Source organism: Labrenzia sp. THAF191a (genome assembly GCF_009363335.1).
GTDB lineage: Bacteria > Pseudomonadota > Alphaproteobacteria > Rhizobiales > Stappiaceae > Roseibium > Roseibium algicola.
In genome coordinates, this window is record NZ_CP045333.1 from 6012012 (window position 1) to 6033854 (window position 21843).

The 21843-nt window shown below is 60.1% G+C and carries 13 protein-coding genes; 8 read left to right on the forward strand and 5 right to left on the reverse strand.

Features of this window, described 5'->3' with window-relative positions:
- Window positions 1–34: 34 nt before the first annotated feature.
- Both FIV05_RS27600 and FIV05_RS27605 read right to left on the reverse strand, forming a co-directional pair.
- The gene (locus FIV05_RS27600) at window positions 35–1357 is read right to left on the reverse strand and encodes an FAD-binding oxidoreductase (RefSeq protein WP_152511725.1); all 1323 of its coding nucleotides are present in this window, start codon (window positions 1355–1357) and stop codon (window positions 35–37) included.
- A gap of 1 nt (window position 1358) precedes the next feature.
- Complete coding sequence (locus tag FIV05_RS27605; RefSeq protein ID WP_152511726.1) at window positions 1359–2684, reverse strand: FAD-binding oxidoreductase; 1326 nt, start codon at window positions 2682–2684, stop codon at window positions 1359–1361.
- Window positions 2685–2886: 202 nt separating this feature from the next.
- On the opposite strand from FIV05_RS27605, the gene FIV05_RS27610 reads away from it, so the two are divergent.
- Both FIV05_RS27610 and FIV05_RS27615 read left to right on the forward strand, forming a co-directional pair.
- The gene (locus FIV05_RS27610) at window positions 2887–3117 is read left to right on the forward strand and encodes a hypothetical protein (protein WP_208984440.1); all 231 of its coding nucleotides are present in this window, start codon (window positions 2887–2889) and stop codon (window positions 3115–3117) included.
- Window positions 3107–5479 carry a fatty acid cis/trans isomerase gene (locus FIV05_RS27615; RefSeq protein ID WP_152511727.1) on the forward strand — a complete coding sequence of 791 codons (2373 nt, stop codon included), beginning with the start codon at window positions 3107–3109 and terminating at the stop codon, window positions 5477–5479. The genes FIV05_RS27610 and FIV05_RS27615 overlap by 11 nt, the downstream gene beginning before the upstream one ends.
- A 357-nt stretch (window positions 5480–5836) precedes the next feature.
- Here the strand turns inward: FIV05_RS27615 and FIV05_RS27620 are convergent, their stop codons facing one another.
- Complete coding sequence (locus tag FIV05_RS27620) at window positions 5837–6730, reverse strand: LysR substrate-binding domain-containing protein (RefSeq protein WP_152511728.1); 894 nt, start codon at window positions 6728–6730, stop codon at window positions 5837–5839.
- Window positions 6731–6909: 179 nt separating this feature from the next.
- On the opposite strand from FIV05_RS27620, the gene FIV05_RS27625 reads away from it, so the two are divergent.
- The 3 genes from FIV05_RS27625 to FIV05_RS27635 are packed head-to-tail and all read left to right on the forward strand — an operon-like array spanning window position 6910 to window position 11232.
- Window positions 6910–8526 carry a GMC family oxidoreductase N-terminal domain-containing protein gene (locus FIV05_RS27625; RefSeq protein WP_152511729.1) on the forward strand — a complete coding sequence of 539 codons (1617 nt, stop codon included), beginning with the start codon at window positions 6910–6912 and terminating at the stop codon, window positions 8524–8526.
- A complete protein-coding gene (locus tag FIV05_RS27630; protein ID WP_152511730.1) occupies window positions 8523–10010 on the forward strand; it encodes an aldehyde dehydrogenase family protein in 1488 nt (495 codons plus the stop codon). Before FIV05_RS27625 ends, FIV05_RS27630 begins: the two co-directional genes overlap by 4 nt.
- A 10-nt stretch (window positions 10011–10020) precedes the next feature.
- On the forward strand, window positions 10021–11232 hold the full coding sequence (locus FIV05_RS27635; protein WP_152511731.1) for a mandelate racemase/muconate lactonizing enzyme family protein: 1212 nt from the start codon (window positions 10021–10023) through the stop codon (window positions 11230–11232).
- A gap of 118 nt (window positions 11233–11350) precedes the next feature.
- Here the strand turns inward: FIV05_RS27635 and FIV05_RS27640 are convergent, their stop codons facing one another.
- Both FIV05_RS27640 and FIV05_RS27645 read right to left on the reverse strand, forming a co-directional pair.
- Window positions 11351–13453 (reverse strand): EAL domain-containing protein, encoded by a 2103-nt coding sequence (locus tag FIV05_RS27640; RefSeq protein ID WP_152511732.1) that lies wholly within the window; start codon window positions 13451–13453, stop codon window positions 11351–11353.
- Between the two features lie 299 nt (window positions 13454–13752).
- The gene (locus FIV05_RS27645) at window positions 13753–15915 is read right to left on the reverse strand and encodes a malate synthase G (protein WP_152511733.1); all 2163 of its coding nucleotides are present in this window, start codon (window positions 15913–15915) and stop codon (window positions 13753–13755) included.
- A 229-nt stretch (window positions 15916–16144) separates the two neighbouring features.
- Here FIV05_RS27645 and FIV05_RS27650 point away from each other — a divergent pair, with 229 nt between their 5' ends.
- The 3 genes from FIV05_RS27650 to FIV05_RS27660 all read left to right on the forward strand — a co-directional run bounded on the left by FIV05_RS27650 (window position 16145) and on the right by FIV05_RS27660 (window position 21794).
- A complete protein-coding gene (locus FIV05_RS27650) occupies window positions 16145–17056 on the forward strand; it encodes a DMT family transporter (protein ID WP_173013965.1) in 912 nt (303 codons plus the stop codon).
- Between the two features lie 139 nt (window positions 17057–17195).
- A complete protein-coding gene (locus FIV05_RS27655) occupies window positions 17196–18704 on the forward strand; it encodes a hypothetical protein (RefSeq protein ID WP_152511734.1) in 1509 nt (502 codons plus the stop codon).
- Window positions 18705–18800: 96 nt separating this feature from the next.
- A complete protein-coding gene (locus FIV05_RS27660; protein ID WP_152511735.1) occupies window positions 18801–21794 on the forward strand; it encodes a cation:proton antiporter in 2994 nt (997 codons plus the stop codon).
- Window positions 21795–21843 lie beyond the last annotated feature (49 nt).

Here is a 21843-nt window from a genome sequence, read left to right on the forward strand (position 1 = left end):
TGGTCCCGGATCATGGCGAATGCAGATCTGCGGTTTACCTGTCCTGCCAGCCGTACCACCAGTAAGCGCCCTGAAGATAGAGTTTGCGCAGTGACGGCAGGGGAAACCTTGCAAAAGGCCGGCGCAGGGCAACCGGCAGATCTTCCGGCTGAAGCTTGCCGAGGATCAGACCCGCGACCTTCTCCCCCGAGATCGACGCCATTGCTATGCCGCTGCCATGCCACCCCATTGCGGCATAGACGCCGCCAAGACCGGGAACCTCCCCAACGAAGGGGGTCAGATTTCGTGCCAGGCACACATGCCCATACCAGCTGTGTTCAGCCTCAATGCCTGCCCAGGCCGGAAACATCTCGTCGAAATCCGACCTTGCACGCTTGTACATTGCCGCGAGCGACTGGGCATTTTCGAAAATGCCGCCGCGCGTTCCAAACAGGAACCGCCGGTCGGGCAACAGGCGGAAATAGTGCAACAGGTTACGAGTGTCGGCAGCCATGGTGTCGGAGGTCCAGCCCTGTGCGGCAAGTTCCCCCTCACTCAAGGGGCGGGTCACCAGGATTGACGACATGACCGGCAGCGTACGCCCGTGCAGCCATCTGGGCGCATCCTCGCGTGCATAGCCATTACCCGCCAGGACAACCTTCCGGGCCCGGATGAAGCCGTGTTCGGTCTCCAGTTTCCAGCGGTCATTGTCCCGGGTCATCCCTGTCACCGGCGACTTGCCGAAGATCTTGCCACCGGCTCGGCGCACCTGATCCGCCAGAGCCTGGACATAGGCCATCGGATTGAGTGCAAAGCCGTAGGGTACCTGCAGTCCGCCGTGGAATGTCGGCCCGCCATAGCCTTCCGCGTCCAGGTCCGTCTTGGAAAGCACCCGGGCCTTGATGCCGAAGTTCTCCTTCAGGAACGCTGCTTCCGCCTGAAAGCCGGCAAAATCCTTCCGCCGGTGGGCAAGATAGATTTCGCCATTGGAATGGCGGTCGGCGTCAACACCCCAGCTGTCGAGCCTCTGGGCAACCAGATTGACGCCCGCGACCTGATAGGCAACGAAACGGCGCGCTTCCTCGAGGCCGAATTTCTTGATGAGGCGGCGTTCATCGAGTTTGGTACCACCCAGGCAACAAAATCCGCCGTTGCGGCCCGAAGCGCCGTAACCAACGTGTTCCGCTTCCAGAACGCACACGGAAACGCCTGCCTGCGCGAGCCGTAGCGCTGCGCTCAGCCCGGCGAACCCAGCGCCGATAATCGCAACATCGAAAAGCGCGTTGCCGATGAGCTGCCGGTCCAACTTGACCTGCGGAACACTGGCTTCCCAATAACTGCCGATCGTCCGGCGCGCTTCTGTACGGCTCTGCGGCATCTCAGAACCCGAGCCTGTCCCGCAGAGAGAACCACGTCATGGCAAGTACCAGAAGCGGGAAGCGCAGCCGGTCACCGCCGGGGAATGCCGGTACGTTCAGTTTTTCGAAAACGTCGAAGCGACCCGCAGTTCCCGTCACGGCTTCCGCCAGCACCTGACCACCAAGGGTTGCCATGGCAACGCCGTGGCCGGAGTACCCACCTGCGGTCAGCATGTTGGGCGCAATCCTTGCGAAATAGGGCATGCGCTTGGGCGTAATCGCCAGCGTACCGCCCCAGCCGTAATCGATGGCCACGTCGCTGAGCTGGGGGAAGATTTCCAGCATCGGTTCGCGCACGAAGGCCTTGATGTCTTCCGGAAAGCGATAGCCGTAATTCTCACCGCCACCGAAAAGCAGCCGGCGGTCTGCCGACAGACGGAAATAGTTGATGACGAACTTGCTGTCGGCCACGGCAACGTTGTTGCGGATGATCTTTTGCGCCTCGTCTTCCGAAAAGGGCTCCGTTGCGACAATGAAATTGTTGATCGGCATGACGTGCGCGGCGGTCTGCCGGTCAAGGCGGCCGAGATAACCGTTGCACGCCAGAATGAGGTGCTCTGCACGAACGTCGCCCTGCCCCGTCCTCACGGTGATCCGTCCCGTGCCCTGGCCGTCAATGCCGGTGACCTTGGTTTCCTCGAAAACCCTTGCCCCTGCCGCTTCGGCTGCCTGCCCGAGACCCAGTGCGAAATTGAGCGGATGCAGATGGCCTGCGCCCGTGTCCAGAGAGCCGCCGTAATACCGGGGACTGCCGACCTGCTCGCCGATTTCATCCGGACCGACAAAGCGAATGTCCTCATAGCCGTAGACGAGCCTGAGATGCTCGACATAGTCCCGGCTTTCCTCGACAAAACTCTTGCGGTGATCGGCATGCAGTATCCCCGGCGTGTAGTCGCAGGCGATCTGGTGCTTGATGATCAGGTCCTTGACCAGCGCCTTGGAATCCTCGGCAAGGTCCCACAGCAATCTGGCGTGAGACTTGCCATGGCGTTCTTCCAGAACCGTCTGGTCCATGCGTTGGCCGGAACCGACCTGGCCGCCATTGCGGCCCGAGGCGCCCCACCCGATCCGGTTGGCTTCCAGGAGGATGACGTCAACACCCCGTTCAGCCAGATGCAATGCAGCCGATAGCCCCGTATAACCGCCACCGATGACGCAGACAGTGCAGGTGTGTGAGCCATCGAGAACCGGGTGAGCCGTTTGCCTGTTGGCAGTTGCAGCGTAATAGGAAGGTGGGTGTTGACCTGGCGTGTCATTAGCTGTCAGGAGATCAAGCGCAGTCAGCATGTCGGAAGCCAGGCTCCTCTTATCAACATGAATTTCCGTGGCCGGGAGTGGTACGCCACATTCCCTTGTTCAGCAGCCAGTTTCAAGGTGTAATCAGGTGATGGCAGACAAGTTTTGCCTGATTTTGCAAGCTCTTGAGGCTCCCGCTACGTCAGCAAGCCCGGGCAGCTCGGCTCAGATGACGCAAAAGGAAGGCAAAACTGTGTTTGGTCCCGTAGAACATCCCTGGTTCGATGCGCTTTGGCGCAGAATTGTTCTGGTCGCTTTTTGCGCCGGCTGGACCGGTGTGGAATATGCGTTCGGCAATATCACCTGGGTCTACATCATGGCGGCAATCACCGCCTATGCCGCCTGGGCGTACCTGTTCAACTACAAGGGGCCTGACGATCCGAGCCGGGTGACCCGTCCACGGATGGAAGACGATGAAGGTTGATGCCTCCGGCATGATTGCGGCCGGCCGCCTTCAGGCTCTCTGGTCCCGGATCCTGAAACAGGCGTTTCGCGCCATACTTCTGATTTGCTGTGCCGGTGCTGCATCGGCGCAGGAAGATACGTCAGCTCTCGATGTCCTCAACAAGCGCTGCGTCGTCTGCCACGGCTGCTATGACGCGCCCTGTCAGCTCAAGCTGTCATCCGCCGCGGGCTGGATGCGCGGAGCAAGCAAGCAGAAAGTCTACGATTCCTCGCGTCTGGAAGATGCTCCGATGACACGCCTGGGGATCGACGCAAAATCTGTTCCGGGCTGGCGCGCCAAGGGTTTCTTCGACGTTGTCGGTGCGCAGGACGGGCCATCCGTTCTGGAACAACTGCTGCTGGCCGGCCGCAAGAATTCGTTCAAGCTCGGAGCGCCGCTTCCTGACGACATCGACATTTCGACGCTGCGGGCCAACACCTGCGCCATGCCCGGCAAGATGAAGGACTACCTCGAGGAACACCCGCAGGGCGGCATGCCCTTTGCCATGGCGCCGCTTGCCGATGGCGACTACGAGACCCTGCTGTCCTGGGCCAGGGATGGGGCACCTGCACCGGACGCCGGCAAAGGATTGCCACAGAGTGTCGAACAGTCGGTCCACACCATCGAAACGTTCTTCAACCGCGGCGACAAACGGTCGAAACTTGTCGCGCGCTATATCTATGAACACCTGTTCCTGGCCCATCTGCACCTGGAAGGCGATGACCAGAACCGTTTCTTCCACGTGATCCGTTCCAGAACCGCGTCCGGCTCGCCTCCGGATGAGATTGCCTCGCGCCGCCCCTTTGACGATCCAGGTGGCCCCTTTCATTACAGGCTCATCCCGATCGACGGCACCATCCTGCACAAGGAGCACATAGTCTATGAGATCGGCCCCGAACGCCTGAACCGCTATGAAGACCTGTTCCTGAAAAGCGACTGGGAGATTGCGAACCTGCCGCCCTATTCAACGGCTGCAGGCGGCAACCCGCTGTCGACCTTCCGCGCCATTCCTGCCCGCAGCCGCTACCAGTTCCTGCTGGACGAAGCGCTTTATTTTGTCCGCTCTTTCATTCGTGGTCCGGTCTGCTACGGCCAGGTCGCGGTGAACGTGATCGAGGATCGTTTCTGGGTCTCCTTCCTGACGCCCAACGCCGATCTCTCCGTCACCGACCCGAGCTTCCTGGAAGCCGCAACCCCGATCCTCGAACTGCCGGTTGCCCAGTCAAACGGAAAACTGTCCAAGCGTCTGGAAGGGTTCCTGTCGCTCGGACCGGTCAAGTATCAGGAGTTTCGCAAGGGACGGTATGAACGCAAGTTCCTGGCGGAAGGCGGCCCCGACTACGGTGACATCTGGCAAGGTGATGGCTCCGAGGTCGATGCCCGTCTGACCGTCTACCGTAATTTCTCTTCCGCCTCGGTGGTGACAGGCTTCGTCGGCGCGGTGCCCGAAACCGCCTGGGTAATCGATTTCCCGCTGTTCGAGCGGATCTACTACAATCTCGTTGCCGGGTTCGATGTCTTCGGCAACGTGGAACACCAGCTCACGACACGCCTTTATATGGACAGCCTGCGCCGTGAAGGGGAGCGAACCTTCCTGTCGTTCCTGCCGCCACAGGTACGCAAACCCATGCATGAAAGCTGGTATCAGGGTCCGCTTGTCAGCATGGTCGACCTCTGGAAGGAAAGCGCGCTCGACACCAGGTCTCCGACGGGTATCGCGTTTTCCACCAGCGATCCCAAGGAGGAATTTCTCACCGAGCTGCTGCGCGAACCTGCTGGCCTGTGGGCTGAACAAGACCCCATCAACCGCTGCACCGCAAATGCCTGTGCGGCCAGTGACACGCCAGCAGGGCAATTACGCCCGCTTGCCCGGAAACCTGCGCCATACGCAAAGTTCCTGCCCGATATCTCGGTTCTGCTCGTGGAAACGGAACGGGACACGCAGGTCTTTACCCTGGTGCATGACATGGCCCACAGCAACGTTGCCTTCATCTTCAACGAGGATCTGCGCCGCGAACCCCAGAACGACAGCGTGACGGTCGTGCCCGGCCAGTTCAGCAGCTATCCGAATTTCATGTTCAAGGTGAAACAGGATCACCTGCCGGCCTTCGTGGAGACGGTTCGGGAGATCAGGTCACAAGATGATTTCCTCAAGCTCGTCGACCGTTTTGGCGTCCGCAGAACCGACCCGGAATTCTGGGCCGACTTTGACCGGATCCAGACCGCCCTGAAAGAACAGAATGAACTTCAGGCAGGCTTGCTCGATCTCAACCGCTACCGCGATCCCAAACCGCTCGATCCGATCGATCGCCTGTTCGAGTTCACCTTCTCGCTGGATTGATCTTGCAGCTCGATCGGGTGAGCTTTCGCTCAGTCAAACTCACTTCCTCATCCTGAGTGTCTGATCCGAAAGTGGTTCCCGCGGCGACTGCCACAACCACATTTGTCATTCCCGCGAAAGCGGGAAACCAGCGCGCCATGAGGTAAGAATTAAGTTTCCAAAGCAAATTCATGAGGTTACTGGATCCCCGCTTTCGCGGGGATGACAACTGAGAAGGGCGCAAGATCGTTGCACGACCCACGTCAACTGCGTCCTCTGACACTTTCAAACCAATCTCTGAAGAGCAGCGTCTCGAAGAATGAGCCGGAATTTGTTGCGATCAACCAGGCAAGCAGTTCGTATCCCTGGACAAATTCCTCACGCCGCTTCGCCGCCAAGTTCCCGGAACATCCAGTCGCAAAAGATCTGGGCGTCGGGGCCGAGCGCCTGACGCGAGCCGTCGGTGACGAGATAGTAGCTGTGCCGGCTCTTTATCTTCTTGTCCGATGAACGGATCAGTCGGCCGCTGTCGAGATACGGCTGGGCCAGCGTTTCCAGAACCAGAGCGTGTCCGTGGCCGAGAGCAGCCAGTTCCAGCGCCGAGAGGGTCTGGTCGACCTGCAGGCCGTTGCGTTTTGGGACCGCATGCCCGTGGCTGCGAAAGAAGCTCTCCCAGGTGTCGATCACGCCCATGATGTCGAGCCGGGTTGCTTCCGCAAGCGCCTCGATTTCACGCTTGCCAGGGTCAAGCGCCAGATCCAGATGGCAGACCGGAATGATCGGGTCGTTCAACAGAAACGCCACCACTCCGTCAGTCCAGCTGCCGTCGCCGAAGCGGATATCGATGTCGAACAGTTCCGGGCTGAGAGTTTCCGCCCAGGAGGCCGAGATCATCTGCAGGTCGATGCCCGGGTGTGCCTCCTGAAAAGCGCGCAGGCGCGGGATCATCCAGAGCTGGCCGAAGCTGTTGAGGCAGCGAAAACGAACCGGCTGCCTGTCCCGCTCGCCAAACACCGAGACGGTGGCGATGGAAAGATCCGAAAACGCCTTCTCGACCGTCGGCAGGTAAGTCTGCCCCAGTCTGGTCAGGGCCAGTTCCCTGTGAACACGGTCGAACAGCGGGTAGCCGAGGAGCTGTTCCAGCTGGCGAACCTGGTAGCTGACAGCAGCCGGAGTGATCAGCAGCTCCTCCGCCGCCCGGGTGAAGTTCCCCAGGCGCGCAGCCGCTTCGAAGGCGCGCAGCCAAGTGAGCGGTGGCAGGCTGTAGGCCATTTCGTCTTCCTTCCGTCATCAGGTGCGAAAGCTGCTTTCAATTTCTGAAACGAATTCGCACCTGTGCAACAAGCTTCTCCTTCAAATTTTTTCAAAGCTATACCAAATATTTTTTCGTTTCAGGAAATTTCCATCCTCGCAGACACTTCTCCGAAACAGCGGTCAACCGGCAGCGCATCATGGATAAGGTCGATTACATCATCGTGGGAGCCGGCTCGGCCGGATGTATCCTGGCGGAGCGCCTGAGCGCAGATCCGCAGACGCGTGTCCTGCTGCTGGAGGCCGGTGGGTCCGATGCCTCGCCCTGGGTGTCGCTGCCACTCGGCTATGGCAAGCTGAATTCCGACCCAAAACGCACGTGGCGGTTCATGACCGAACCAGACGAAGGCCTGGGTGGGCGCAGTGTCTACTGGCCCCGTGGTCGGTTGCTGGGTGGCTCCGGCTCGATCAACGCCATGGTCTATTGCCGAGGTCTGCCTGGCGATTTCGAAGACTGGGAGGCCTCCGGCGCGGCAGGTTGGGGCTGGGCGAATGTGAAGGCAACTTACGAGCGCCTTGAAACCCGGGTGACCTGCGAGGGTGTGAAGCAAGGCGAGGGACCGATCCATATCCAGAATGTGTCGGACCAGATCCACAGAGTGAACCGGCACTTCTTTGCCGCGATCCGTGAAGTGGGCCTTCCCTGGAGCGACGACTTCAACGGTGATGCTCCCGAAGGTGGCGGCATTTACCAGATCAACACGCAAGATGGCCGCCGGTGCTCGTCCGCACGCGCCTTTCTCCATCCGGCCCTTGCCCGCAAGAACCTAAGCGTCCGGACACAGGCCCAGGTTGCCCGCATCCTGTTTGAAGGAAGAACGGCTGTCGGCGTCGAACTCCTGAGCGGGGAAACCCTGCTTGCCAGCCGAGAGGTCATCCTGGCGGCAGGCGCAATCGGTTCGCCGCAACTGCTTCAGGTATCCGGCATCGGCCCGGGAAGGTTGCTGAGCGAGCTCGGCATTCCGGTGATCCAGGCCAATGACAATGTCGGCGGCAATCTGCAAGATCATCTGGCTGCGAATTTCACCTTCCGGGCCAGGGAACCGACACTCAATGCGATCCTGCGCCCCTTGCTGGGTCAGGCGCTGTCCGCCATGCAATACGCAGCAACCCGCAAGGGTCCTCTGGCTCTATCCGTCAACCAGTGCGGCGGCTTCCTGCGCTCGCGTCCGGAGCTGAGCCGGCCGGACCAGCAGCTCTATTTCAATCCGATCAGCTATCGCCTGAGGCCTTACAAGGACAAGACACGGCTGAGCATCGATCCGTTCAACGGCTTCATCATTTGCGCACAGCCGGCCCGCCCGACGAGCCGCGGCCGCATCGACATCAAAAGCGCCGATGCCCGTGCGGCGCCCTCGATCCGGCCCAATTCGCTGGCGACCGAGGAAGATCGCCAGACCGTGATCGATGGCGGCAAGCTCTGCCAGAAGCTGATGGCAAGCCAGGCCTTGAGCGCGCTTGTCGAGCACCCCATCGCTCCGAACCTCGGAGACCTTGACGGCGACGGCATCCTGGCGGACTTCCGCGCCCGGGCCAGCACCGTCTTCCATCCGGTATCGACTTGCCGCATGGGCGAGAACCGCGAGACAACCGTCGTCAACAGCCGGCTGCAGGTGCACGGAATTGAAGGGCTTCGCGTTGCCGACGCCTCCGCCTTTCCGAACATCACCTCCGGCAACACCAACGCCCCGACCATGATGCTGGCTCTCAAGGGAGCCGATCTCATTCTAGAAGACCAGAAGCGAGCCCTCTCATGACCGTTCAGGACATCGCCCAAGACTATCTGACCACCGGCAAGCTGGATGCCTTGCCCGACGGACATTTCATCGCCGGCAAACGCACTCCTGCCTCGAACAGGAAGATGGAAAGCTTCGATCCGGGCCGGGCAGAAGCCTTTGCCGAATTTTCTCTCGGGTCCGACACCGATATGGATAACGCCATCGACGCTGCCGAGAAAGCAGCCTTGCATTGGCGGCAAGTCTCCCCGGCGGAGCGCTGCCGTATCCTCAACAATGTCGCCCGGGTCTTCCGCGACAACGCAGACCGGCTGGCCGTGATAGAGGTGGTCGACAGCGGCAAGACGCTGGCCGAGGCCCAGGGTGACGTTCAGTCCTCCGCGCGCCTTTTCGAATACTACGCCGGCGCAGCCGACAAGCTCGATGGCCGATCGGTCAATCTTGGTCCGGCCTATACCGCCTTCACCGCGCGCGAACCGGTCGGCGTTACAGGACACATCATTCCCTGGAACTATCCCACCTCGACCTTCGCGCGCGGTGTCGCCCCTGCCCTTGCCGCGGGCTGTTCCGTTGTTGCCAAGCCGGCCGAGACCACGCCCTTTACCGCACTTGTCATGGCGGAACTGCTTTGCGAGGCCGGGGTGCCGGAAGGGCTGGTGAATGTGGTCACCGGCCTGGGCAGTGATGTCGGCGCGCAGATGGCACGCGATCCACGCATCAAGCAGCTGACCTTCACTGGCTCCGTCACCACCGGTATCAATGTTGCCCAGATGGCTGCCCCGAATGTGACCCGCCTGACGCTGGAACTTGGCGGCAAGTCACCGCTGATCGCCTTCGCCGACGCCGATCCGGAAAAGGTCGCCGACGGAGCCTACTGGGCAATCTTCTCGAACTCCGGTCAGATCTGTTCGGCCGGATCCCGGCTGATCCTGCATAAATCGATCCGCGACGAAGTGCTTTCCATCCTTGCCGAACGAGCCGCCAAGATCAGGACCGGTCACGGACTGACGGCTCCGGACATGGGCGCCATCAATTCCGAGCTGCACCTGTCCCGTATCAAGGCCCATGTAGATGCAGCAAAGGCGCGCGGTGCCAACATCCTGACCGGCGGCGACGCTACCGGCGACGCGGAGACGGGCAAAGGCTGGTTCTTCCAGCCAACGGTAATTGCAGACCTCGCACCGAACGATCCGGCGGTTCAGGAAGAGATCTTCGGCCCGGTCCTGTCGGTGCAACTGTTCGAAAGCGAGGAAGAAGCCGTCGCCCTTGCCAACGGCACGGACTTCGGCCTGATTGCCAGCGTCTATACCAATGATGTAGGGCGGGCGATGCGGGTTGCCGGCGCAATGGATTGCGGCCAGGTGTCGGTCAACGATTACTGGGCCGGGGGGCTTGAGCTGCCTTTCGGCGGCAACAAGAAATCAGGTTACGGCCGCGAAAAAGGCTGGGAAGGCCTCGACGCCTATACCAAGGTAAAGTCCATCACGATCAGCAACGCGAGCTAAGCGGACCACCATGAAACTCGACCAAATCGAGACCTTCGTCGTCGAAAACGCCCCGCCGCGCCATGGCGGGCGCTACTTCATCTTCGTCAAGCTGGTGACCGCTTGCGGTATCATAGGCTACGGCGAGATCTACAACGCCACCTTCGGCCCGCACCTGGTGGCCGAGATGGCGAAGGACGTGTACCAGCGCCAGTTCGAGGGCGAAGATCCGCATCAAATCGAAAAGCTGTGGCACAAGACCTATGGTGCCGGATATACGCAGCGTCCCGATGTTACCGTGATGGGCGTTTTATCAGGCCTGGAAATGGCTTGCTGGGACATCATCGGCAAAGCCGCCGGCAAGCCGGCCTATCAGCTTCTGGGCGGTAAGGTGCATGAGCGCCTGCGCTCCTACACCTACCTTTATCCCTCCGATGGCGATGTCTATCCGGACCCGTCGAAACCCAATGTCTACAACGATCCGGATATGGCGGCCGAAGCAGCGGTCAAGGCCGTCGATCAGGGTTTCACGGCGGTGAAGTTCGACCCGGCCGGTGCCTATACGATCTACGATGGCCACCAGCCGAGCCTTGACGATCTGGAACGCTCGGAAGCCTTCTGCCGGCAGATCCGCAATGCCGTTGGCACGAGGGCCGATCTTCTTTTCGGTACCCACGGACAGTTCACCGTTTCCGGGGCCAAGCGGCTTGCACGCCGGATCGAGGGCTATGATCCGCTCTGGTTCGAAGAACCGATCCCGCCCGAAAAGCCGGAAGACATGGCCGAGGTTGCGCGGTTTACTTCCATGCCAATTGCGACAGGTGAGCGTCTGTGCACCAAGTATGAATTCGCCCGCGTGCTTGAAACCGGTGCGGCCAGTATCCTGCAGATGAACCTTGGCCGCGTCGGCGGCCTTTTGGAAGCCAAGAAGATTGCCGCCATGGCGGAATGCCGGTCAGCGCAGATCGCCCCTCACCTTTATTGCGGACCGCTGGTGGCGCTCGCAAACATCCAGCTGGCAACCTGCAGCCCGAACTTCCTGGTGCTGGAATCGATCCGGACCTTCGACGGTTTCTATGCCGACCTCTTGAAGACGCCGATCTGCTGGGAAGACGGCTATGTCATTCCTTCAAGCGAACCGGGCCTCGGTCATGATCTGAACGAAGACGTCGCGCGGACCCATCCCTATACCGGCAACGAATTGCATCTCGGGTTTCAGGAAAGCCCGGCTTTGCCGCTGTAAGGGGATCAGTGTCGGCAAAGCGGTATTCCTTTGCCCGGCCCATGCCTTTGTCATCCCATGGTCAAGCCATGGGGTGACGGGAAAGAAGGCTGGTGTCTTTCTTCAGACCGACGCCGCCTCAGGCCACCTTGCTGATCAGGGTCATGTCCTGCGCGGGCTCAGCGGGCGGAACCGGTTCTTCGACCCGGATGGCGGTTGAGGTCATCAAGGCACGGCGAACGTCGGCCACCGGCATGGGCCGGCCAAACAGGAAGCCCTGAACCTCGTTGCACCCTTGCGAAGCAAGAAAGCCGAGATGGTCTTCGGTTTCCACACCTTCGGCCAGCACCGGAATATTGAGACTTTCACCCAGAATGATCGTTGCCTTGACGATCGCTTCTGACTGCTTGTTGCCCCCAAGATCCTTGACGAACTCCCGGTCGATCTTGATCTTGTCGAACGGAAAGGCCTGCAGTGTGGCAAGCGACGAATAGCCGGTGCCGAAGTCGTCCATGGCGATGCGAATTCCGAGACGTTTCAGCTGGTGGATGATCTGAAGCGCGTGCGATGTGTCGGCGATGATGCCGGTCTCGGTGATCTCCAGTTCGAGACGTTCCGGTGACAGGCCGCTTTCCTTCAAGGCGTGGGCAACGACATCCGGAAAGCTGCTGTCGGCAAGCTGCACTGGCGCCACGTTGACCGCAATCTTGACCCGGTTGTCCCAGGACGCTGCCTCACGGCAGGCGGTGCGAATGATCCAGGCGCCGATTTCACGGATCTGGCCGGTCTCTTCCGCAATCGGGATGAACTCGAACGGCGGGATCATGCCGCGCTGCGGATGGTTCCAGCGCAGCAGAACTTCCGTGCCGGTGACTTCCCGGGTCATGACATCGTTCTGAAGCTGATAATAAAGCTCGAACTCGCCGTTCTTCAGGGCATTGCGCAGGTCCATGGCAAGGGCGCTGCGCTCGCGGGTCTGTTGATCCAGCTCGACGTCATAACAAAGCGCGGCATTGCCGCCGGCAGCCTTGGCACGGTGCATGGCCCGCTCCGCGGCTTCGATCAACTGCACACCCGACGACGCGTGATCGGGATAGTTCGCGTAGCCGACACTACAACTGACGCGGATTTCTTCGCCCTGCCAGAGCAGTGGCTGAGCGACCGTCTTCTGGATGCGCTTGCAAAGGTCAAGTATGTAGCCCCGGTAATAGACCGGCTTGCCGACGATCACGAATTCAACGCCGCCATTCCTGGCGATGTATTCATCGGCCTCGAGGTTCTCCGACAGATGCTTGGCAACGTGCCGTAGCAGGGCATCTCCGCACGCATGGCCGTGCACTTCGTTGACTTCCTTGAACCGGCTCAGACTGCAGTTGAGCACGACGACCCGGGCATTGTCGGCAGCATACCTGGTCAGGAAACTATCGAGATGGCGGTCGAGTGCCCGGCGGTTCGGCAGACCGGTCAGCGGGTCGTGATGAGTAATGTGGTTGACCCTGCTTTCGGCAACCTGGGAGTTCGCACTGTCGATCGAATAGGTGATCATCGCCGACAGCAACAGGACGCTCATGGTGAAGACCACCGAGATGCCGATCAACTGGTTGGAGACAAGGTCCTTGACGCTGCCATCCAGCCGCAGGGGCAGAATTTCGACACCAGCCATGGCAACAAAGTGCAGGCTGGCCACGGCCAGGATCAGGCTGAGGACAGCCCCGTATTTGCAGTAGCGTGTCACCGGGCGGGCGACACGGCTGGTGGCAATGAGGCAGAAGACGCAAGCCAATACGATGGAAACAACCACGTAAGGCGTCGACAACATCATGATGCCGGATATCTGAAGCGCCTTGATCCCGATGAAATGCATCGCCGCAATAGAGGCACCGAAAATGACACCCCCGACCTCGATAAGTGCCGAGCGCTGCGAAATACTGCTGACGAGAAGTCCTGCTGTCGTCCCTGCAATGGCGATAACCAGCGAGAAGGCCGTCAGTTTGAGATCGTAACCCAGGATGAACGGGCTCTTGTAGGCGATCATGGCAACGAAGTGCGTGCTCCAGATCGTACCGCCGGCGATCAGGCCGGACAACAGCAGCCAGAGATACTTGAGATCGCCCTGTGTCCGCCGGACACGCGCAAACAGCCGCATAGTCAAAACGGCACCGACCGTCAGGATTATTACCGCCAGGGCAACAAACAACGGGTCGTGCTCGAAAGCTATGCAAGACAGGACGGTTAGCATCATCAACTCCAGATGATGCAAGGTACCGTTTTTCTGCTCTAAAGTCGTAAAAACACCTATATCCCCCGCAACATGGATAACGGTTGGTAAATCGCTTTAACCGATTGTAAATGCTTGAGATTTTTTGAGATGACTGCGTCTCTTCGATCGTCGACAGTTTGCTTCGATTTTTACCCGTTTACCATTCCCGTATTGCGCAGCACAAAACGAAGAAACACGCTCTGCGGGAACAGGGGATCATAACGATTTCGGCCGCCGGGATCGCTCCCGGCGGCCGAAACTTCAAGACCTGGTGACAAATGTCAGGCTGCGGTTTTCGCCTTGAACTCGATCCTGCGGCGATGCAGCACCGGCTCGGTGTAGCCATTTGGCTGGCTGGTGCCTTCGAACACCAGTTCGCAAGCTGCCTGGAAGGCGACCGAACCGTCGAAATCCGCCGCCATCGGCCGGTAGAGCGGGTCGCCTTCATTCTGGCCGTCAACGACAGCGGCCATGCGTTTCATGGTTTCCAGAACCTGCTCACGGCCGACAACGCCATGGTGCAACCAGTTGGCGATGTGCTGCGAGGAAATGCGCAGCGTTGCGCGGTCTTCCATCAGGCCGACATCGTTGATGTCCGGCACCTTCGAACAGCCAACGCCCTGCTCAACCCAGCGAACGACGTAGCCCAGAATTCCCTGGGCGTTGTTGTCGAGTTCTGCCTGAATGTCTTCCGGAGCCCAGTTGGGACGTTCGGCAACAGGAATGGAGAGAATGTCTTCCAGCTTGGCGGAAGCGCGGCTCTTCAGCTCGTTCTGACGATCCTTCACGGCAACCTTGTGATAATGCAGCGCGTGGAGCGTTGCGGCGGTCGGTGACGGAACCCAGGCCGTGTTCGCTCCGGACATCGGATGGCCGATCTTCTGCTCCAGCATGGCATTCATAAGGTCCGGCATCGCCCACATGCCCTTGCCGATCTGCGCGTGGCCCGGCAGGCCGCAGGCAAGTCCGACATCGACGTTGTTGTTCTCGTAGGCACTGATCCAGGTCGCGGCCTTCATGTCGCCCTTGCGGATCATCGGGCCGGCTTCCATGGACGTGTGCATTTCATCGCCGGTCCGGTCGAGGAAGCCGGTGTTGATGAAGAACACCCTGTCCTTGGCCTGGCGGATGCACTCCTTCAGGTTCACCGTGGTGCGACGTTCCTCGTCCATGATGCCCATCTTGAGCGTGTTGCGCTCAAGGCCCAGCGCATCTTCAACGCGGTTGAAGATCTCGCAGGCGAATGCCACTTCTTCCGGTCCGTGCATCTTCGGCTTGACGATATAGACCGAGCCCGCCCGGCTGTTGAGCTCCCGCCCGTTCGGGCCAATGTCGTGCAGCGCGATCAGGGAAGTGATCATGCCGTCGAGGAGGCCTTCCGGCACTTCGTTGCCGTCCTTGTCGAGTACGGCATCATTGGTCATCAGATGGCCGACGTTGCGCACCAGCAGAAGCGAGCGTCCGTGCAGCGACAGTGCGGAGCCGTCGGGAGCGGTGTAATTGCGATCGCCATTCATGCGGCGGGTAACAGTTTCGCCGCCTTTCACGAAGGTTTCTTCCAGGTCGCCCTTCATCAGGCCAAGCCAGTTGGTGTAGACGACGACCTTGTCTTCCGCGTCAACCGCGGCAACGGAATCCTCGCAGTCCATGATCGTGGACATGGCCGATTCCAGGATCACGTCGGCGATGTGGGCGGCATCGGCCTTGCCGATCGGATGCTGCGCATCAATGTCGATTTCAAGGTGCAGACCGTTTCTGACCAGCAGGACCTTGTAGGGAGCCGCGTTGTCCCCGGAATAGCCGGCAAACTGCGAACTGTCGGCAAGGCTCGTGGAGCCCGTTTTGGTGGAAAGAACCAGAGCTTCGCCTTCAATGGCAAAACCGGTCACGTCGGACCAGCTTCCATCAGCCAGCGGAGCAGCTTCATCCAGGACCTTGCGTGCATAGGCGATCACCTCGGCACCGCGTGCCGGATCAAATCCCTTGCCTGCCGGCAGAGAGCCCATCGCATCGGTGCCGTAAAGCGCATCGTAAAGAGAGCCCCAGCGGGCGTTGGCGGCATTCAACGCATAGCGCGCGTTCATCACCGGAACGACAAGCTGCGGGCCCGCGACAGAGCCGATTTCCGGATCGATATTGGCGGTACCAACGGCAAAGTCCGCACCTTCCGGCACCAGGTAACCGATTTCCGTCAGGAAGGTCTTGTAGCCGTCCATGTCCGGAGTACCGGGGTTGGCCTTGTGCCAGATATCGATCTTTTCCTGCAGGCTGTCGCGCTTTGCCAGCAGTGCCCGGTTCTTCGGTGCAAGATCGTGGATCAGGCTGGACAGGCTTTTCCAGAAATGGTCCTGATCGACGCCGGTATCCGGAAGGGCCTTTTCATTGACGAAGTCATAAAGAACCCTGGCAACTTGCAATCCATGGGCATCGACGCGGCCTGTCATCTGTCAGCTCCCCTAAACGAACTTGAATGTCTGATATTAGCCCGTGTTTTGGGGTCTTAACACGCAATCGTCAATTGCCGGGTCGATTGGATGACTTTTTCCATTTTGGAAAAGATCCAGATCATTATCTCCAACAGTATAAGTCGGTATACAAAAAGATAGCCCTTTGCCTGCGCCCGCCAATCCGTTACCGATGGGTTTCCACTCCATCTTCCACGCAACGGTTTTCATGTTTTCGCTGGTTAAACGTGTAGGCGACCTGACCTACGGCAACGCCCTGTTGATGCTGGCCCTGACCACGCTGTTCTGGGGCGGCAACACCGTCGCCGGCCGCCTTGCGGTGGGGGAAGTGTCTCCGATGGTGGTGGTGTTCCTGCGTTGGGTGATCGTTGCAGGCATCCTGGTCCCGCTGCAATGGCGGCACATACGTGCGGAGTGGCCGCTGATGCGGCCCTATTCGTTCCGCATGGTGCTGATGGCCGTCTTCGGGTTCATCGGGTTCAACACCCTGTTCTACATCGCTGCGACGGAAACCACGGCCGTCAACCTTGGCATTATCCAGGGATCCGTTCCGATTCTTGTTCTGATCGGTTCCATGATTGCCTTCGGCAGCAGGATCCGAGCCCTGCAGGTGATCGGCATTCTGCTGACGCTTGCCGGGGTGACGCTGATTGCCGCCCAGGGCAGCCTGGACGTGCTGCTGGCGCTTGCCGTCAATCCGGGCGATGGCGTCATGCTGATCGCCTGTGTGCTCTATTCCGGCTATACGCTTGCCCTGCGTGACCGGCCGCAGGTCTCACCACTGGCTTTCTTTGCGGTTCTGTCCGGCATTGCGGCCATCACATCACTGCCCGGACTTGCATACGACATCGCTGCCGGCACCGTTCAGTGGCCGTCCCTCCAGGGCTGGCTCGTGGTCCTTTATATCGCGCTGTTTCCCTCCTGCCTCGCGCAGATCTTCTTCATGCGAGGTGTCGAACTGATCGGACCGGCGCGCGCAGGGGTCTTTATCAACCTCGTGCCGATCTTTGCCGCCATACTGGCGGTCTCCATCCTCGGAGAACCGTTCAAATGGTACCACGGCACCGCTCTGGCGCTGGTAATCGGCGGCATCTGGCTATCGGAGCGCAAGGTAGGTTAAGCGGATCGGCACAGTGCCGACCCAGTTGCAACCGGGTCGCAGCCCATTATCCTTGCTGCCGTTTTGAGTTTTTTGGATACACCTTTTCTATCTGACCGGGATTTCAGGCGTGTTGCGCAGTTTCAAAGGTTCTCTCCGCGTGTTTGCCCTCGTGGCAGCCACCTTGTGTGTTGTCTCGAGCGCCGACGCCGGACTGTTGTCGCGGCTTGCGCGGGAAGCAGGCGATGCGGCGGGGTCCGCAGGCAAGCATATCGACACGCCCAAGCATCTTCTCGATGAAGGCGCCTCCCTTGCAAAGCGGTTGCCCAAGGTCACAGGTGCTGCATCCCTTGCCCTGATGCCGGCACCCGGCAACGCCTGGCAGCTTGTCACGCCTGACGGGAAAAGCCTTCAGCTCTCCTCCCTGCACGACTTGCCGAATGCCCTGGATGATGCCGCCAGACAAGCCCACCGGCCACTTGCGGGCGATCTCCCGGGCAAGGCTCCTGTGCCCGACACCCTGCAACTTGCGCTTCGGGAAACCGATTTTTTCAAGCTTCGGGACCAGCTGGATAGCCTGCCCCCCAAAGCCCGGCCGGTGATGGTGAGGCCAAATGGCAAGACCTACACCCTGAAACCGATCCGCGCTTCAAATGGCACACGGCTTGCGGTTGCGCTTTCTCCAGACGTCCTGATCAATCCGGCAACCGCAAGGGCGCTCGACGGAAACATCAGGTTCCTGTCCCGGCCGGTTAAACGCGCGGATCTCAAGATGGCGCGGTTCAACAGCTCCGGGGCAGCCAATGCGTCAGGTCCCGGAGACATGATTGCCGACCTGAATGCCGACATTCTGGCCTCCAGCCTGGCGACATACAAAAACAGGACGCTGGTTGTCACCGGCCGCATCACCCCGCACCCGCAAACCGGTCGGCCTCAGCTCAGCGTGCGTGACGGCAAGTCCTTGCGGGAAATCGACCTCGACGCATTTCAGAAGGCGGCTGAAAGCCAGCGGGTCAACCTGATGCTTGTGGAAAGCAAGTCTCTGGTTCAGCCCGGCAAAAGCTGGTTTTCAAGAACAGCGCTCGAAAAGCGCTTCGAGGCCGCGCAGTCGGCAATGACCCAGGCGGATCTGCTCAAGGCACTTTCGCCTCCGAACAGCACGACACTGATCCACGCTGCCGATGAACGAAACTTCCGCCTTGTTACCGCCGCCCGTTTCAGCCCGGCAGCGAACCCCGTAACGACGTCCCCTCAGGTGTCTGCGTCTGCCGGAGACGATTATACGCTCGCAGGCTGGTTGCTGGACGCAAGCTTGCGCACAAGTGTCAGGACCATTCACCGCAATGGCGAGGACCCCGAGCACACGGAAGAAGTCGAAAGCCGCTGGATACCCTGGATATCAAATTTCGACCTGATCCTGCTCGCGGTCCTTTCCGTCGTGACGCTGTTCATGAGCTGGTATCTCTGGCGCTGGTGGAACAGGTTCTGGCGTTTCGTGCTGGGCAAGCGTGCTGCCGCCGATGCTCCCTCTTTGCCGCTCAAGCTCGTGAAGATCGTCTTCTTCCTGCCGTTTGCACTGATCATGCTGGTTCCGGCGATGATCTGGCTCTTTGTCGGCGACTGGGTGAGATTTCTTACATGGCCATTCCGAAAAGCATTCGGACGTTAACGCATTTGCGCGTAATCCTGTGCCCTATTGCCCGTGGCGGCAATAATTTTGGAAGGCCAATTTGAAATTGCCGCAATCGCGGTGCACCATAACGACATGGAAACTCCATTAATTACAGGCGCTTTCGCGCTGCTCCTGATTACGATTTCCCTGCTGCAGCCCCTTGCCAGACGGCTTGGGCTGGCGCCCAGCGTTTTGCTGGCAACGGTCGGCACCATGATCGGCATTCTGGCGATCTATCTGCGCTACACTGCCGAAACGAATGCCTTCAACGCTATTGCGGACGTCTTCATCAATCCCCCTCTGGATTCGGAGATGATCCTCTACATTTTTCTGCCAATCCTTCTGTTTCAAACCGCACTCACTCTGGAAGTTCGACGGATCGTCGAGGACATTGCCCCGATCCTGCTGATGGCGGTTGTCGCCGTCTTCGTCGCAACAGCCTTTATCGGCTTTGCCCTCTATCCGCTGGCAACGCTGTTTTCGCTCACCGACATCACGCTGATCGCCTGCCTGCTGCTGGGCTCGATTGTCGCCACGACGGACCCGGTTGCCGTTGTCGCCATCTTCCGGGACATTGGCGCGCCTGCGCGGCTCGGCCGCATCGTGGAAGGCGAGAGCCTGCTGAACGATGCTGCCGCCATCGTGATCTTCGTCATCCTGCTGCACATGCTGGCCGGTCACGAGACCATGACCGTAGGCGAAGCCGCCATTGCCTTCTGCCGATCTTTCGCCGGCGGCATCATCGTGGGGGCGCTGCTTGGCCGGATTGCGGTTTCCCTTCTGCCCATCATGCGCGACATTCCGCTGGCACAGGTGACCCTGAGCCTGGCACTGCCCTATGGCACCTATGTGCTCAGCGACCAGTTCGTTGACGTGTCCGCCGTTGTTGCCGTCGTCTGTGCGGGCACGGTGTTCAACCTTTACGGCCCGGCCCGCATTCAGCCGGCCAGTTGGCAGTTTCTCCATGCGGTCTGGGAGCAGATCTCCTTCTGGGCTGCTTCGCTCATCTTCCTCCTGTCAGCCATCCTGATCCCGCGTTTCGTGGAAGGCTTCACGCCAGTCGACATCCTGTTGCTGTTCGTCGTCATCGTCGCCGCATTGGCCGCCCGTGCGGTCGTCATCTTCGGACTGCTGCCGGTGCTCAGCGTGTTCCGGATGGGACAGGCGGTCAACGACCGCTACAAGACGGTGATCCTGTGGGGCGGCATGCGCGGCGCCGTCACGCTGACGCTGGCGCTCAGCGTGTCCGAGCATGCGATGCTCTCGGACGAAGTGTCGGTCTTCGTCACCAAACTGGCGACGGGCTTCGTCCTGTTCACGCTGCTGGTTTACGGCACCAGTCTGAAGCCACTGATCCGGCTGCTCGGCCTCGACAAGCTGAATGCCCGCGACGAGGCCTTGCGAACACAGTTCCTGGCCCTGGCTTTGTCAGACGTCCGGCACGAGCTGGAAACCGCCGCCCGCAACTATCACATTGCACCGCGCGTCACGGACGATGTGCTGAAAGACTACGAGAGCCGTGCGGAAGCCGCAGCTGCGGAAACCAACAAGCTGGAAGAACTGAAGGACTGGGACCGCGTGCGCATTGGCCTGATTGCGCTGGCCGACCGGGAACAGCAGCTCGTGCTGGAGCATTTCCATGAAAAGACCATCTCCGGACGGTCTGTTTCGCGGTTCCTGGCCCTGACCGGACGTACCGGCGACCTGACACGAAGCGACGGCCGGTCCGGCTACAATCAGGCTGCCCGTCAGCCGTTGAAATTCGGCCTCGGCTTCCGCCTCGCCCAGACGCTGCAGCGGCGGCTCAGGATTGCCCGGCCGCTGGCCATCCGGCTTGCCGACCGGTTCGAATTCCTGCTGGTTTACCGGATCCTTGCCGACGAGCTGGTCGATTTCAACAACAAGCGGATACGCCCCCTGCTCGGTGACCGTGTTGCCGACATTCTGCAGGACACCCTGGCGATCCGGCAGGACGAGACCCTTGCAGCCATCGATGCCCTGCGCCTGCAGTATCCGGATTACGCCGACGCCCTGGAAGGACAGTTCCTGCGCAAGGCCGGCGTCCGGCTGGAAGAAACCGCCTATGACGAAGCCAAGGAGCAGATGCTGATCGGCACCGAGCTGCATCGCGACCTTCTGCGGGATGTCGAACGGACCCGAAAAGCCTGTCACACGCGGCCTAAACTCGATCTTGGCCTGAAGACCCGCGAACTCGTCAGCGCGCATCCGCTGTTTGCGGACCTCACCCGCAAGCAGCAAAAGGCCATTCGCCGGATGATGCGGCCGCAGTTCGCCACACCGGGCGAGAAACTGATCCGCAAGGGCGACCGCGGTGATGCTGCCTATTTCATTGCGTCCGGCGCTGTGGAAGTGCGTGCACCCAGCCACAACATCCGTCTTGGCCGTGGTGACGTGTTTGGTGAAATCGCGCTGATGACCGGCGGCCGCCGCAGCGCGGATGTCGTCGCACTCGGTTATTGCCAGTTGCTCAGCCTCCGGGCGCAGGACTTCAAGGCGCTGCTGGCCGAAAACGAGGACTTGCGCAACCACGTCGCCATGCTGACCAAACGGCGTCAGCTTATGAACCTGGACGATGGTGAAACGGAAATGGAAGATCCTGTCTTTCCCATTTTCACCGAGATCAGAACCAGCAACCAGACCGGTGAGGAGCTGTCCCCGGAGACCGTTCTTGCGGAGCCTGATGCAGGAGAAACAGAAACCGAAATTCTCACCTTCGATGAGGCGGACGCGCAGAATGACCCGTCGCTGATGGAGAAGTTGAGCGCGGCGGATACCGTCACTGCAACGCCTGAAGAGCCGTCTCTGTCGGAGAAGGACAACGGCAGCCACGACGAAGAAGGCAAAGAATTACAGGAAGCCGCCAAGAGCGACGCCGGCTCTGCCGATGCGGAACCGGAAAAGGGTGGCGCTGAAGACGCGCAGCCACGCTCGAAAGGCCTTGAAGCTTCTGCTGCGGACGCATCAGCACCGGACCAGGGCAAGACGGAACCAACTGAAAAGGCCGCCGCCACGAGCGAGCCTGAGGAAATTCGAAAGCCTAAGACCAAGACCCGCGAGACGGCATAGGCCCCTGATTGGAATACAATCGCCGCAGCGGACGTTCCCCTGCGGCGAT

What these genes read in the sequence shown, in the direction of transcription:
- FIV05_RS27630 (WP_152511730.1), top strand. Translation starts at nt 8,523, where the DNA reads ATGACCGTTCAGGACATCGCCCAAGACTATCTGACCACCGGCAAGCTG.
- FIV05_RS27660 (WP_152511735.1), top strand. Translation starts at nt 18,801, where the DNA reads ATGGAAACTCCATTAATTACAGGCGCTTTCGCGCTGCTCCTGATTACG.
- FIV05_RS27625 (WP_152511729.1), top strand. Translation starts at nt 6,910, where the DNA reads ATGGATAAGGTCGATTACATCATCGTGGGAGCCGGCTCGGCCGGATGT.
- FIV05_RS27635 (WP_152511731.1), top strand. Translation starts at nt 10,021, where the DNA reads ATGAAACTCGACCAAATCGAGACCTTCGTCGTCGAAAACGCCCCGCCG.
- FIV05_RS27600 (WP_152511725.1), bottom strand. Translation starts at nt 1,357, where the DNA reads ATGCCGCAGAGCCGTACAGAAGCGCGCCGGACGATCGGCAGTTATTGG.
- FIV05_RS27620 (WP_152511728.1), bottom strand. Translation starts at nt 6,730, where the DNA reads ATGGCCTACAGCCTGCCACCGCTCACTTGGCTGCGCGCCTTCGAAGCG.
- FIV05_RS27650 (WP_173013965.1), top strand. Translation starts at nt 16,145, where the DNA reads ATGTTTTCGCTGGTTAAACGTGTAGGCGACCTGACCTACGGCAACGCC.
- FIV05_RS27615 (WP_152511727.1), top strand. Translation starts at nt 3,107, where the DNA reads ATGAAGGTTGATGCCTCCGGCATGATTGCGGCCGGCCGCCTTCAGGCT.
- FIV05_RS27645 (WP_152511733.1), bottom strand. Translation starts at nt 15,915, where the DNA reads ATGACAGGCCGCGTCGATGCCCATGGATTGCAAGTTGCCAGGGTTCTT.
- FIV05_RS27640 (WP_152511732.1), bottom strand. Translation starts at nt 13,453, where the DNA reads ATGATGCTAACCGTCCTGTCTTGCATAGCTTTCGAGCACGACCCGTTG.
- FIV05_RS27605 (WP_152511726.1), bottom strand. Translation starts at nt 2,684, where the DNA reads ATGCTGACTGCGCTTGATCTCCTGACAGCTAATGACACGCCAGGTCAA.